The organism is Cellulomonas humilata (assembly GCF_030814415.1).
Lineage (GTDB): Bacteria > Actinomycetota > Actinomycetes > Actinomycetales > Cellulomonadaceae > Cellulomonas > Cellulomonas humilata_A.
In genome coordinates this window covers 141,139-155,508 of record NZ_JAUSVB010000001.1, presented here as the reverse complement: position 1 = coordinate 155,508, position 14,370 = coordinate 141,139, and the positions used below count along the sequence as shown (strand labels likewise).

Here is a 14,370-nt window from a genome sequence, read left to right as displayed (position 1 = left end):
ACTGTCGGGCGACCGCGGACGTTGCGCGGCGAGAACGCCATGGGACGCGCCACCGCACCGGATGACGCGCCCTATGGCGTTCTCGCGCGCGCGTCCGCATCGGTCGACGCGGACGCGACAGGTCAGATCAGGCCCTTCGTGTGCCAGACGGTCTTCGTCTCCACGAACGCGGTGATGCGGTCCAGCGACGGGGCGGCGGCGTCGGGGCCGTTCTCCGGCGGGAGGACGCGCTTGAGGGTGTCGGCCGCGGCGATCTGCAGGTCGATCCAGTCGAGGTCGCCCGCGCCGACGAGGTCGAGGGCGTTGACGTCCTGGTGGCTGGCCAGCCACGGGGCGATCTCCGCGGGGGAGCCCGTGAGCACGTTGACCACACCCTTGGGCACGTCGCTCGTGGCGAGGACCTCGGACAGGCTGATCGCGGACAGGGGCAGCTTCTCGCTGGCCACCACGACGACCGTGTTGCCGGCGACGAGCGCGGGAGCGACCGCGGACACCAGCCCGAGCAGGGACGAGTCCTGCGGCGCGATGATCGCGACGACGCCCGTCGGCTCCGGCACCGAGATGTTGAAGTACGGCCCGGAGACGGGGTTGGCGTTGCCGGCCACCTGCGCGTACTTGTCGGTCCAGCCCGCGTACCAGACCCAGCGGTCGATGGCCGTGTCCACCTGCGCGTTCGCGACCGCCGCGGACACGCCCTCGGCGTCGACGATCTCGGCGACGAACTGCGCCCGACGACCCTCGAGGAGCTCGGCGATCCGGTAGAGCACCTGCCCGCGGTTGTACGCGGTCGCGCCCGACCAGCCGCCGACGGCGCTGCGGGCGGCGACCACCGCGTCGCGGGCGTCCTTGCGGGACGCCTTGGCGGCGTTGGCGAGGAACGCCCCCTTCGCGCTGACGATCTCGTAGGTGCGGCCCGACTCGCTGCGCGGGAACGCCCCGCCGATGTACAGCTTGTAGGTCTTGGGGACGGCGAGGCGGGTCACTTGGTGGCTCCCTTGCTGACGGTCTTGCGCGCGGTCGCGGAGGGCAGGGCGACGGTGGGTGCCGCGGTCTTCAGGTACGCGGCGATGCCGTGGCGGCCACCCTCGCGGCCGTAGCCGGACTCCTTGTAGCCACCGAACGGGCTGGACGGGTCGAACCGGTTGAACGTGTTGGCCCAGACGACGCCGGCGCGGAGCTTGTCGGCGACGGCCAGGATGCGGCTGCCCTTGTCGGTCCAGATGCCCGCGGACAGGCCGTACGGGGTGTTGTTGGCCTTGGCGATGGCCTCGGTGGGGGTGCGGAACGTGAGCACGCTCAGCACCGGCCCGAAGATCTCCTCGCGGGCGATCCGGTGGCTGGTGGACACGTTGGTGAAGATCGTCGGCGCGTACCAGAACCCGTTCTCGGGGATGGTGCACGCGGCGGTCCACCGCTCGGCGCCCTCGGCCTCGCCCACGTCGCTCAGCTCGCGGATCCGCTGGAGCTGCTCGGCGCTGTTGATGGCGCCGATGTCGGTGTTCTTGTCCAGCGGGTCACCCAGCCGCAGCGTCGACAGGCGCGTCTTGAGGCGGTCGATGACCTCGTCGTGGATCGACTCCTGGACCAGCAGGCGGCTGCCCGCGCAGCAGACGTGACCCTGGTTGAAGAAGATCCCGTTGACGATGCCCTCGATGGCCTGGTCGATGGGGGCGTCGTCGAACACGATGTTCGCCGCCTTGCCGCCCAGCTCGAGGGTCAGCTTCTTGTTCGTGCCGGCGACCGACCGGGCGATCGCGCGACCGACGGACGTCGACCCGGTGAACGCCACCTTGTCCACGTCGCCGTGGCCGACGAGCGCGGCGCCCGTCTCACCCGCGCCCGTGATGATGTTGACCACGCCGGGCGGCAGGTCGGCCTGCTGCACGATCTCGGCGAACAGCAGGGCGGTCAGCGACGTGGTCTCCGCCGGCTTGAGCACGACCGTGTTGCCCGCGGCCAGGGCGGGGGCGATCTTCCACGCCAGCATGAGCAGCGGGAAGTTCCACGGGATCACCTGCGCGGCGACGCCGAGCGGTGCGGGGGCGGCGCCGAGGCCGACGTGGTCCAGCTTGTCGGCCCAGCCCGCGTAGTAGAAGAACCAGGCGGCCACGAGCGGGACGTCGACGTCGCGGCTCTCCTTGATGGGCTTGCCGTTGTCGAGGCTCTCCGCCACCGCGAGCTCGCGGCTGCGCTCCTGGACCAGGCGCGCGATGCGGAACAGGCACTTGCCGCGGTCGGCGCCCGACATGCGCGACCAGGTGCGGTCGTAGGCGCGGCGGGCGGCGGCCACCGCGGCGTCGACGTCGGACGCGTCGGCGTGCGCGATGGTCGCGATGTGCTTCTCGGTGGCCGGCGAGATGGAGGCGAACGGCGTGCCGTGGCCCTCCCGGAACTCGCCGTCGATGAAGAGGCCGTAGGAGTCGCGCAGGTTCAGGATCGCCTGCGACTCGGGCGCCGGGGCGTACTCGAGGAATGACATCTGTGGGCCCTTCAGTCGATCGTCACGTAGTCGGGGCCGGAGTAGTGCCCGGTCGTCATCTTCTGGCGCTGCAGCAGCACGTCGTTGAGCAGGCTCGAGGCGCCGAACCGGAACAGGTGCGGCGTCAGCCACTCCTCCCCGGCCGTCTCGGCGACCGTCACCAGGTACTTGATCGCGTCCTTCGATGCGCGGATGCCGCCGGCGGGCTTCACGCCGACCTTCTCACCGCTGAGCCGGTGCCAGTCGCGCACGACCTCCAGCATCAGGAGGGTGACCGGCAGCGTCGCCGCGGGGGCGACCTTCCCGGTGGACGTCTTGATGAAGTCTCCGCCGGCCAGGATCCCCAGCCAGGAGGCGCGGCGCACGTTGTCGTAGGTGTTCAGCTCCCCGGTCTCGAGGATGACCTTGAGGTGCGCGTAGGTGCCGTCGGCGCGGCGGCACGCCTCCTTGACCGCGACGATCTCGTCGTAGACCTGGCCGTAGCGCCCGGCGAGGAACGCCCCGCGGTCGATGACCATGTCGATCTCGTCGGCACCCGCGGCGACGGCGTCGGCCGTGTCCTCGAGCTTGATCGACCGCGACGAGCGGCCGCTCGGGAACGCGGTGGCGACCGCGGCGACGGCGATCTTGCCCTGGTCCGGGTCGCCGTGGGCCGTGCCGAGCGCCTGGACGGCGTGCGGCACCATGTCGCCGTACACGCAGACCGCGGCAACCCGCGGGCAGCTGGGATCGGCCGCGTCGGGCGTGACCGCCTTGGCGACGAGCGAGCGCACCTTGCCCGGGGTGTCCGCGCCTTCGAGGGTGGTCAGGTCGATGAGCCCGATGATGCGGTCCAGCGCCCAGGCCTTCGACGTGGTCTTGATCGAGCGGGTCCCGAGGCCGGCCGCCCGTTGCTCCAGCCCGACGGCGTCGACGCCCGGGATGCCGTGCAGGTAGCGACGCAGGTTGGCGTCGTTCGCCTCGCCGCCCAGGAGCGCGATGGCGCGCTCTCCGGGGACGATCTGGGTGCCTGTCATGCGTGGTCCTCGCTGTCCTGTACCGATGGATGGTTCTCGATGAGATAGAGCGCGGTCTCCTCGTCGGTGACGAGCACGGTGCACAGTCCGCTGGAGACGACGGCCCGCGCGACGGCGTGCTTGGTCGGCCCCGCGATGACGGCGATGCTGAGCTGCGCCGCGCGCAGGCTCTCCAGCGGGAGGCCGATGGTCCGCTCGTCGAGCCGTTCGTCGACGATCGCCCCCGAGGCGTCGATGTACCGCCCCACGACGTCGCCGACCGCGCCGCGGCGCACGAGCCCCGCGACGTCGTCGGGGGTCAGGTAGCCGCTGTCGACGAGCACGGAGCCCGCGTCGGCCGCTCCGGCGCTGAACAGGTAGGCGTCGGCGGTCGACGCCAGGTCGAGCACGGCGGCCACGGCGCGGTCGGACTCGATGGCGCGCTTGGTCTCCAGCCGCTCGAGGATCGCCGGGCTCGGGAGCAGGGTGGCGTGCCCGCCTGCCTTCTGGGCGATGGCGACGGCCGTGGAGGCCGCGGTGCCGGCCCGGCGGTTCAGGCTGACGCCGCCGTTGATCTGCACGACGTCGACCCCGCCGGCCCAGCCGTCCTCGAGGTGCCGCGAGATGTCGTCGAGCGTGCGCCCCCAGCTGATCCCGAGCGTGCGCGGCACGGGACGCAGGGTGGCGAGGTAGTCCGCGGCGGCCTGCGCGGTGCGCGCCTGCAGCTCGTCCTGGTCGTCGACGCCCGACGTCGAGACGACGATCGCGTCGGCGAGGCCGCAGGTCTCGCGCAGACGGCGCTCGACGGGCAGGCGGCGTGCCCGGGGGTGGACGATCTCGATCCGGATGAAGCCGTTCGCCTTGGCCTGTGCCAGCAGGCGCCCGACCTTCCAACGGGTGAGCGCCAGGATCGACCCGATCTCGTCCTGGGTCTTGTCCTCCTCGTAGTACAGCTCGGCGGCGCGGATGGACAGCAGCTCGTCCGACTCGATCATGCGGTTCCTCTCACGTCGTTCCACAGTAGGCACGGTCCGCGCGCATCGCAACACTCGTAGCGATCTCTGCTCATATGAGCACGCCGCACTCCTGCACGCCCGAATCACCCGATCGGTGGTTGTGCTCGCGATTGACTCGCTCCGACCGGTCAGCGACAGTGGGGCAGCCATCCGGCGGGAGCCGGAGCGCACCATGCGAGAGGCAGGCGAGGGGACAGCACGGATGGGACGGTGGGGACGCGGCGGGATCGCCGCAGTCGTCGTCCTCGGGTTCCTCGCCGCCGGGCTCGGCGTCGGTGCTGCTGTGCGCAACCTCCAGGCCGGCAAGAGCGTCGTGGTGCCCGCCGCGTGGGAGCCGGCGTGGCAGGACGCCCACGTGCGCGAGGGGCAGGACGTGGTCCTGGCCTGGGGCGACCGGGCCGGTGCCGACCCCACGAGAGCGCCCGCCGAGGTGCGGTTCGACGCGGCGCGCGCCGTCGACCAGCTCGACGCCCTGTACGCGCTCGACGTGCACGACCTCGACGTGGTCGCCGAGGACGGCGCGATCGCGCGGCACAAGATCGTCGTCGTCGTCGACGGGACCTGGTCGAGCGGTCCCGGAGCCCCCGCCAGCGTCGTCGTCGTACCGCAGAGCGGCGGGCTGGCCGAGGCCGAGCGCGGGGCCACCGGCACCGTCATCGACGGTGTCGGGCTGCTGCGCGTGGACGTCGCGTCCCTGACCGCGCGCGGCCACGAGTCCGCGACCGCGCCCGTGACGGGGGACCCGACCGTCGTCGGCGGCTCCGAGTTCGACCCGTCCTGGGAGCTGGCCCGCGGCTTCGCCGAGGTCGTGCAGGGCTTCGCCGTCCTCGACAGCCCTGGCGGCTTCGCCTCGAACGACGCTGCGACCTTCTGGGCCGCCAGCGCCGCCTACCTGGCCACCGTGGCCGCACCCGGGGGGATCGGGAACCCCGCGGACCTGGTGCGCAGCCCGCAGCTGCACTGGGCGAGCCCGCGGCTCGGCGACGGCAGCTGGCTGCTGCTGCAGTACCTGGCGGAGCGGGACGGCGAGCAGCTGCTCGGGAGCATGTGGCGCGAGGCGGAGGCCGGCGAGGACCCGCTCACCACGTACAAGCGGCTGACGGGCCTCAGCCAGTCGGACCTGAACCGGCGCGTCGCGGAGTACGCCATGCGCACCGTGGCGTGGGACTTCATGGACCGCAGCGCGATCGCCGCCGGGGTGGACCTGCTCGACCCCGTCCTGCTCGCGGACCGGACCACCCCCGTCGAGGCCGTGGACGGCGACCCCGGCCACTACCGGGTGCTCGACGCCTTCGCCCCCTCCGACTACGGCTTCACGATCGTGCGGCTCGAGCCCGACCCCGGGGTGCAGGACATCCGCGTGCGCGTGCGGGGCCACGACGACGACCCTGACGCGGGCCTGAGCTTCGGGTTCGTCGCCATGCGCGGGGGCGTCCCCCGGTACAGCCCCGTGACCGAGAGCCTCGACGAGCAGGTCCAGCTCAAGCTGCGGTCGGGCGAGCAGGAGGCGTATTTGGTGGTCGTCGGCACCCCGACGGTGAACCACCGGCACGGCTCCGCCGAGGCGTACGGCGAGGTCGCCCGGTACGCCTACGAGTTCCGGGTGTCGGGCGCGACCGTGGCCGACGACATCCCCGCCCCCGCCGACCTGGGCGGGCACCGGCACGCCAACGGCGGTGGCTTCGTCGACGACACCGCGACGGTCGACCCGACCGCCTACGTCGGCCCCGACGCCGTGGTCCGCGGGGATGCGCAGGTCCTCGGCGGTGCGCGCATCGAGGGCCGCGCGTGGGTCGAGGCGGGCGCGGTCGTCGAGGGCGAGGCGGTCGTGCGGGATGTGGCCGTCGTGCGGTCGGGGGCCCACCTGAGCGGTACCGCCCTGGTCGCGGGGGACGCCGTCGTCGACTTCACGTGCGGGTCCGGGAGCTACACGGCGTTCGACCCGGCGCGCTGGTGCGACGGTCGCCCGGCGAAGCCGGACGTGTCCCCGGTTGCCGTGCCGTTCGCGGCGGCCGACCTGCTGCTCGCCACCGAGCCCACCGTGGCCCCGACTCCCGACCCGACCCCGACGCCGACGCCGACCCCGACGCCCACCCCGACGCCGACTCCGAGCGCGACGCCCCGACCGGCGCCGACCACCCCCGTGGAGCCCCCCGTCGGAGCCGGCGTCGAGCCGCCGGAGCCGATCCCCGCGAGCGCGTGCTCCGCGACGTACACGGTCGTCAACCACTGGACCTCGGACGGGCAGAATTGGTTCCAGGCCGAGGTGGTCGTCACGGCGGGCAGCTCCGGGGTCGACGGGTGGGCCGTGTCCTGGGCGCTCCCGCAGGGGGTCCAGATCTCGACCGTCTGGAACGCGCGCCTGGGCACCAGCGGCTCGACGGCGACCGCCGAGAACATGAGCTACAACGGCAGCCTGCGCGACGGCGCCACCACGACGTTCGGCTTCCAGGGGACCGGACCGGGAGACGCCGGCCTGCAGGTCCCGCAGGTCAGCTGCTCCCGGACGCGCTAGATCCCCAGGGCCGACCGCACGTCGGCCGCGACCGCGTCCAGGCGGGTGCGCGCGTCGTGCCGCGCCCGGCCGACGGCCTTGTGGTCCGCGGCCGGGTCGAGGGGCACGACGACCTCGAGGTAGCACTTGACCTTCGGCTCGGTCCCGCTGGGCCGCACGATGACGCGTGACCCGTCGGCGGTCAGCAGCCGCAGGCCCTCGGTGGGCGGCAGCCCGTCGCGGTCGTCCTCCGACCCCGTGGCCAGGTCGACGACCTCGGTCACGCGGGACCCGGCCAGCGACTTCGGGGGCCGGCTCCGGATCCGGTGGACGGTCTCGCCGATCTGCGAGAGGTCGGCGAACCGCGCCGAGACCTGGTCGGTCAGGTGCAGGCCGTGCTCGCGGGCGAGGTCGTCGAGCGCGTCGACGACGGTCCGCCCCTCGGCCTTGAGGCGCGCCGCCAGGCCCGCGACGAGCAGCGCCGCCGAGATGCCGTCCTTGTCGCGCACGTGCGCCGGGTCGACGCAGTAGCCGAGCGCCTCCTCGTACCCGAACACCAGGCCGTCGACGCGGGAGATCCACTTGAACCCCGTGAGCGTCTGCGCGTGTCGGTAGCCCGCGGCGGCGGCGATCTTGCCGAGCAGCCGGGAGGAGACGATCGAGCTGGCGAACGCGGCCCCGTTCTGCGGTGCGGTGCCCGCCAGGCGCGCCCCCAGGAGCGACCCGGTCTCGTCGCCGTGCAGGATGCGCCAGCCCTCGGCCTCGGCGGTGTCGGGCCCCCGGAACGAGCGGTGGCGCAGATCCTGGATCCCGACCCCGCAGCGGTCCGCGTCGGGGTCGAGCGCGATCACCAGGTCCGCACCCTCGTCGCTGGCCAGCCCGATGGCCAGATCGATCGCACCGGGCTCCTCCGGGTTGGGGAAGGCGACGCTCGGGAAGTCGCCGTCCGGCTCCGCCTGCTCCGGCACCACCAGCACGTCGGTGAACCCCGCCTCGGCGAGCACCCGCTGGGCGACGTCGCCGCCCACGCCGTGCAGGGGGGTCAGGACGATGCGCAGGCGCTTGGCGGCGGCGCGGGTGGCGTCGTCGGTCGGGGCGAGGGCGACGACGGACGCCACGTACGCGTCGAGCACCTCGGGCCCGAGCACGGTCCAGCCGTTCGCGGCGCGCGGCACGGACGCGACCGACGGGACGTGCGCGATCTCGGCGGCGATCGCGGCGTCCGCGGGCGGCACGATCTGGGCGCCCTGGCCGGAGTCGGTGACCACCCGGCCGCCGAGGTAGACCTTGTAGCCGTTGTCCTGCGGCGGGTTGTGCGACGCGGTGACCATGATCCCGGCGTCGGCGTCGAGGTGGCGGACCGCGAACGCGAGGACGGGCGTGGGCAGCGCCGACGGCAGGACGAGCACGTCGATGCCGACCGCCGTCAGGACCGCCGCCGAGTCGCGCGCGAAGTCGATCGACTTGTGCCGGGCGTCGTAGCCGATGACCACGCGCGGCCGGGGCTGCACGCCGTCCAGCTCGCCCAGCAGGTAGTCCGCCAGCCCCGACGCGGCGCGGATGACCACCGCGCGGTTCATCCGGTGCGGGCCACCACCCAGGCGCCCGCGCAGCCCCGCGGTGCCGAACTGCAGGAGGCCCGAGAAGCGGTCCGCCAGCTCATCGCGCGCGGCGGTCCGGGCGTCGAGCGCCTGGCGCTGCGTCGGGTCGGGCTCGCGACCCGGCGCGATCGTCGGCGGTGCGGCACGCGCCATGTCGAGCAGGTCGCGCAGCTCCTGCGCCGTCTGGGGGTCGGGGTCGTCCTCGATCCACGACTGCACCTGCGCCTCGAGGCCTGCCCATGCGTCGTCGCCGGTCATGGGGCCAACGTACTCAGCCGGTCCGGCCGGCGCTCCCCGACGTGCCCGGCAGGACCACCACGACCTGGCCGTCCTCGACGCGCACCGCGTAGGACGCCACGTCGCTCTGGCCCGAGCGGCACGCGCCGGTGCTCAGGTCGAAGACGTGGGCGTGCAGCGGGCAGATGACGACGTCGGCGTCGGTCTGCCCGTCGGCGAGGGGACCGCCGCGGTGCGGGCACACCGCGTCGAGGGCTCGGACGGAGCCGTCGCGCAGCCGGAAGACGGCCACCTGGCGGCCCGCCACCGCGTACGCGCGGCCCTCCCCGGCCGGGATCTCCGACAGCGCCCCCAGCACGTGGGCCGCGTCCAGCTCGACCGCGCTCATCGGACCGGGACCTGCGGCAGCACGGTCAGGGGCAGCGCGGTCCGGAACTGGCCGGGCTCGGCCGGGTCGTCGCGCTCCTTCCAGGGATCCCGGTAGGCGTCGACGGAGGCCTCCACGGCGGCGTCGAGGGTCGCGGCGATGCCCTCGGCATCGTCGACGACGACGGCCCGGACGTGCTCGATCCCGAGCCGGGGCACCCACGCGTACGTCCGCTCGAGCCAGTTCGCCGTCTCGCGGTAGTACTGGATGAACCGGCCCGTCAGCGTGACGACCTCTTCGGGGGTGTCGACCGTGGTGAGCAGGTCGCCCTTGCGGATGTGGGCCCCGGCGGCGCCGCCGACGTAGATCTCCCAGCGCCCGCCGTCGACGGCCACGACCCCGAGGTCCTTGACGTAGGCCTCGGCGCAGTTGCGGGGGCAGCCCGTCACGGCGAGCTTGAGCTTCGCCGGGCTCTCCAGGCCCTGGTACCGAGTCTCGAGGGCGATGCCGAGCGCGGTGGAGTCGCCCAGTCCGAACCGGCAGAAGTCGCTGCCGACGCACGTCTTGACCGTCCGGAAGGACTTGCCGTACGCGTACCCGGACGGCATGTCGAGGTCCGCCCACACGGTCGGCAGGTCCTCCTTGCGGATGCCGAGCAGGTCGATGCGCTGACCGCCGGTGAGCTTGATCATCGGGATGCGGTGCTTGTCCGCGACGTCGGCGATGCGGCGCAGCTGGTCCGCGGAGGTGACTCCACCCTTCATCTGCGGAACCACGGAGAACGTGCCGTCGCGCTGGATGTTGGCGTGCACGCGGTCGTTGATGAACCGTCCGTCGCGCTCGTCGACGACGTCGGCGCCCCAGATCGTGCGGAGCAGGGAGGTCAGCCCCATCTTCGACCGGGCGTCCTCGACGCCCTCCGGCGCGAGCTCGGCGAACACCGCCGACACCGAGCGCAGGTCGCGCTCGCGGACGAGCGCCACGAGCTCGGCCTTGGCGTAGGGGACACCGGGCACGTACCAGGAGGCGGACTCGTCGACCTCCAGGTCACCGTCGGCGGCCCACTCGACGACCTGCGCGACGAGCGACTTGCACGACCCGCAGCCCTTGCCGGCGCGGGTCGCGTCCATGACGCCCGACACGGAGGCGACGCCGCCGCGCACGCATGCCGCGATCGTGCCCTTGCTGACGCCGTTGCAGTTGCAGACGGTCGTCTCGTCGGGCAGCTCCGCGACACCCACCGCGGCGGGCGCGGTGCCCAGGTCAAAGAGCAGCGCGATGCGGTCCTCGGGCAGCGGCGAGCCGAGGTCGAACGCCTGGATGAGAGGAGCGACCTTCTCGAGGTCGCCCACGAGCGTCGCGCCGATGAGCCGGTCGTCGCGCACCACCACGCTCTTGTACAGCCCGCGGCGCGGCTCGGAGACGATGATGTGGTCGTCGTCGGGACGTTCGGGAGCCGTGACGCCCATCGACGCGACGTCGATGCCCGCGACCTTGAGCTTCGTCGCGGTGCGGGAGCCGTGGTACTGCGCCGACGGGTCGGCGCCGGTGAGCACGTCGGCGAGCACGCGGGCCTGCTCCCACAGCGGAGCGACGAGCCCGTAGACCTGGTCGCGGTGCTGCACGCACTCGCCGACGGCGAAGACCGCGGGGTCGGGCGTGCCCTGGTCGTCGAGCGCGCGCATCTGGTCGTCGACGACGATGCCGCGCTCGACCAGGAACCCGCTCGTGGCGGCCACCGAGGAGTTGGCCCGGATGCCCGCCGCCACGACGACCATGTCGCACGGCAGCACGCGCCCGTCGGCGAGCTGGACGCCCGTGATCTCCGTGTCGCCGAGCACCCCGACCGTGCGGGCGGACGTCACGACCGCGATCCCGAGCGTCTCGACGCCGCGCCGCAGCACGTACCCGCCCGCGGCGTCGAGCTGCTGGTTCATGAGGTGCCCCGGACCGTGCACCACGGTGACGTCGACTCCATGGGTCTGCAGACCGCGCGCCGCCTCCAGCCCGAGCAGGCCCCCGCCGATGACCACGGCACGCTTGTGGGTGCGGGCGTACCGGATCATCGCGCGGGTGTCGTCGAGGGTGCGGAACCGGAACACGCCCTGGTGGAAGCCGCGCCCGACCGTGCGCATCCCCGGGATGTCCGGGACGAACGCGCTGCTGCCGGTCGCGATCACGAGCGCGTCGTACGGCGTGCGGCTGCCGTCGGTGGCGCGCACCGTGCGCGCGTGCCGGTCGATGCGGCCCACCCGCACCCCCGCGTGCAGCGTGATCGCGTTCTCCCGGTACCAGGCCATCGAGTTGAGGAAGATCGCCTCCTCGCTCTCCAGCCCGGCCAGGACGTTGGACAGCATGATCCGGTTGTAGTTGCCGTAAGGCTCTTCTCCGAACATCGTGATCCGGAAGCGCTCCGCGCCCCCACGCTCGAGGATCTCCTCGACCGTGCGTGCGCCCGCCATGCCGTTGCCGACGACGACGAGGTCGCGCCGCCCGTCGTCGTCGCGCGCGCGCCGGGCCACGTCACACCTCCACGAGGCCGAGGTCGATGATCAGGACGCCCGAGACACCTGCCGCGCCGGCCGCGTGCACCTCGAGGGTGGTACCGGGTTCCAGGTCCTCGACGACGCGCAGCGGGACGTGCACGTCGCCCTTGGCGCCGATGGGGAAGTACCGCATGGGCACCCCGTCGCGCACCAGCACGACGACGACGAGCTCGTCGGTGCTGTTGCCGCCGCGGAAGTACACCGTCTGCGCGACCGAGCCGTCGGGCACGGTGTAGCTCAGGCTCGGGTCGAGCAGCTCCGGGGCGGCCAGGCCCTTGCCGGTCAGCGCGTAGACGCCCTGCAGGAAGGTCGGGTGACTGTCCAAGGCGAGTCCCTTCGGTCGGGCCGGCGGCCACGGCGCGCGGGTGCGCTCCGCGGTCGTTCCGGCCTGTGGTGTGCTGCGTGCGGGTACCGGGATCGGACCGACAGCCACGGCGCACGCCTTGAAAGCAGGCATGCGCGAGACCGGGTCGAGGGCGTCGTGCGTGAGGGTGTTCGCGCGGGACTCGCCCGACCAGTGGAACGGGACGAACACCGTGTCGGTCCGGATCCCTGTGGTGAGCCGTGCCCGGAACACCGCGACGCCCCGGCGGGTGCGCAGCTGCACGGGCTCGCCGTCGACGACGCCGCAGCGGCGGGCCAGGTCGGGGTGCAGCTCGGCGTGCGGCAGGACGGTCCCGTCGGGCCCCACCTCGTCGCCGGCGAGCGCCGCGACCCGCCGGGTCTGCGTGCCGCTCTGGTACTGCCGCATGAGCCGTCCGGTGGTCAGGACGTACGGGAACTCGGGGTCGGTGCGCTCCGCCGGCTCGCGGAACTCGGCCCTGGTGAACCGGGCGAGCCCGTCGGGGTGCGCGAACCGGCGTCCGAACAGCCGCGGTGTGCCCGGGTCGTCCGCATCGGTGCACGGCCAGAACACGCCCTGCTCGTCCTCGATGCGGTCGTAGGTGATGCCGCCGTAGTCGGCGACGCCGCCCGCGCTCGCCCGGCCGAGCTCGTCGAACGCGGTAGCCGCGTCGGTCGTCATGAGGTGCCCGTGCCCCAGCCGGTCGGCGACGCCCGCCAGCACGTCGAGGTCGGTCCGCACGCCCGGCGGTGGGTCGAGCGCGCGGCGACGGCGCAGCACCCGGCCCTCCAGGTTCGTCATCGTGCCCTCCTCCTCGGCCCACATCGACACGGGGAGCACGACGTCCGCGCGCGCGGCCGACTCGGACAGGAACAGGTCGGCGACCATCAGGAAGTCGAGGGCGTCGACCCGGTCGGTCACGGAGCCCGCGTCCGGTGCGGAGACGGTGACGTTCGACGCGAGCAGCAGGAGCGTCCGCACTCCGCCGGGAGTGCCCAGGGCGCGCAGCATCTCCGTGGCGGACACGCCAGGGCCCGGCAGCCGCGTCGGGTCGACACCCCACACTCCCGCGACGTGCGCGCGGTCCGCCAGGTCGGTGATCTTGCGGTAGCCGGGCAGCTGGTCGGCCTTCTGCCCGTGCTCCCGGCCGCCCTGGCCGTTGCCCTGGCCCGTGAGCGTCCCGTAGCCCGACCCCGGCCTGCCCGGCAGCCCGAGCGCGAGCGCGAGGTTGATGAACGCCTGCGCCGTGGCCGTGCCCGACGCGTGCTGCTCGGCCCCCCGGGCCGTGATCACCATCGCCGTCGACGCCGTGCCCAGCAGCTCCGCCACGGCCTCCAGGTCCGCGGCGGGCACCCCGGTGATCCGCTCGACGCGGTCCGGCCAGTAGCCCGTCACCGACTCCCGGACCGCCTCGAACTCCACCGTCCGGGCCGCGACGTACTCCTCGTCCACCCACCCGCGGCGCACCACCAGGTGCAGCAGACCGTTCGCGAGCGCTGCGTCGGTCCCGGGTCTCGGCTGCAGGTGCACTCGCGCCGTGCGGGCCGTCGCCGTGAGGCGTGGGTCGACGACGACGTGCTGCGCGCCGCGCTCGCGGCCCGCCTCCAGGTGCTGCATGAGGGGCGGCATGGTCTCGGCCGGGTTGGCGCCGACCAGCAGCAGGACGTCCGCGAGCGCCAGGTCCGCGACGGGGAACGGCAGCCCGCGGTCGATCCCGAACGTGCGCGTCGACGCGGCGGCCGCGGACGACATGCACCAGCGGCCGTTGTAGTCGATCGACCGCGTCCGGAGCACCGTCCGGGCGAACTTGCCCAGCAGGTAGGCCTTCTCGTTGGTCAGCCCGCCCCCGCCGAAGCAGCCCACCGCGTCCCGCCCGTACCGGCGCTGCGTGGCGCGGACGGCCTCGGCCACCGCGTCGAGCGCCTCGTCCCACGTCGCGGGCCGCAGCGGCGACGAGCGGTCACCGGGGATCGTCCGCACCAGAGGAGCGGTGAGCCGGTCGGGGTGGGTGAGCAGGTCGGCGGCCGACCAGCCCTTCGCGCACAGCCCGCCGCGGTTCGTCGGGAAGTCCGTCGGGCTCAGGCGCACGTCGGGGCGTTCGAGCCCTGGGCGCGGCGTCACGGAGAGCTCCATGCCGCACTGCAGCGCGCAGTACGGGCAGTGGGTCGCGACGGTCCGGGCAGCGTCAGCCACCCGTCCGACCGTCGGCGACCCGAGATCCTGCCTCATCGCTCGATCGTGCGGTGCGCCCGTTACGCGCGGCCTGCCGCCCGGTTACCGCAGCGTTTCCCT

At 73.4% G+C, this 14,370-nt stretch carries 9 protein-coding genes; 1 reads left to right on the top strand and 8 read right to left on the bottom strand.

Going from position 1 to position 14,370, the window contains the following annotated elements:
- Nucleotides 1-122 precede the first annotated feature (122 nt).
- From J2X26_RS00660 to J2X26_RS00645, 4 genes are read right to left on the bottom strand one after another with little or no spacing between them, the layout of a single operon-like run.
- Nucleotides 123-983, bottom strand: a complete 861-nt coding sequence (locus tag J2X26_RS00660) for an aldehyde dehydrogenase family protein (RefSeq protein ID WP_307488929.1) — start codon at nucleotides 981-983, stop codon at nucleotides 123-125.
- On the bottom strand, nucleotides 980-2,479 hold the full coding sequence (locus J2X26_RS00655) for an aldehyde dehydrogenase family protein (protein ID WP_307488927.1): 1,500 nt from the start codon (nucleotides 2,477-2,479) through the stop codon (nucleotides 980-982). The genes J2X26_RS00660 and J2X26_RS00655 overlap by 4 nt, the downstream gene beginning before the upstream one ends.
- Nucleotides 2,480-2,490: 11 nt before the next feature.
- On the bottom strand, nucleotides 2,491-3,495 hold the full coding sequence (deoC, locus tag J2X26_RS00650) for a deoxyribose-phosphate aldolase (RefSeq protein WP_307488925.1): 1,005 nt from the start codon (nucleotides 3,493-3,495) through the stop codon (nucleotides 2,491-2,493).
- The gene (locus tag J2X26_RS00645; protein ID WP_307488923.1) at nucleotides 3,492-4,469 is read right to left on the bottom strand and encodes a sugar-binding transcriptional regulator; all 978 of its coding nucleotides are present in this window, start codon (nucleotides 4,467-4,469) and stop codon (nucleotides 3,492-3,494) included. Before J2X26_RS00645 ends, deoC begins: the two co-directional genes overlap by 4 nt.
- 193 nt (nucleotides 4,470-4,662) lie before the next feature.
- Between J2X26_RS00645 and J2X26_RS00640 the strand changes: the two genes are divergently transcribed.
- Nucleotides 4,663-7,005, top strand: coding sequence for a DUF6055 domain-containing protein (locus J2X26_RS00640; protein WP_307488921.1), 2,343 nt, complete (start codon nucleotides 4,663-4,665; stop codon nucleotides 7,003-7,005).
- Here the strand turns inward: J2X26_RS00640 and J2X26_RS00635 are convergent.
- Genes J2X26_RS00635 through J2X26_RS00620 form a run of 4 tightly spaced genes read right to left on the bottom strand, consistent with a single transcriptional unit; the run spans nucleotide 7,002 to nucleotide 14,307 of the window.
- Complete coding sequence (locus tag J2X26_RS00635; RefSeq protein ID WP_307488919.1) at nucleotides 7,002-8,843, bottom strand: phospho-sugar mutase; 1,842 nt, start codon at nucleotides 8,841-8,843, stop codon at nucleotides 7,002-7,004. The two genes, J2X26_RS00640 and J2X26_RS00635, sit on opposite strands and share 4 nt — an antisense overlap.
- A gap of 13 nt (nucleotides 8,844-8,856) precedes the next feature.
- On the bottom strand, nucleotides 8,857-9,210 hold the full coding sequence (locus tag J2X26_RS00630; RefSeq protein ID WP_307488918.1) for a Rieske (2Fe-2S) protein: 354 nt from the start codon (nucleotides 9,208-9,210) through the stop codon (nucleotides 8,857-8,859).
- On the bottom strand, nucleotides 9,207-11,711 hold the full coding sequence (nirB, locus tag J2X26_RS00625; protein ID WP_307488916.1) for a nitrite reductase large subunit NirB: 2,505 nt from the start codon (nucleotides 11,709-11,711) through the stop codon (nucleotides 9,207-9,209). The genes J2X26_RS00630 and nirB overlap by 4 nt, the downstream gene beginning before the upstream one ends.
- 1 nt (nucleotide 11,712) lies before the next feature.
- Nucleotides 11,713-14,307, bottom strand: a complete 2,595-nt coding sequence (locus tag J2X26_RS00620; RefSeq protein ID WP_307488914.1) for a molybdopterin oxidoreductase family protein — start codon at nucleotides 14,305-14,307, stop codon at nucleotides 11,713-11,715.
- Between the last annotated feature and the right edge of the window lie 63 nt (nucleotides 14,308-14,370).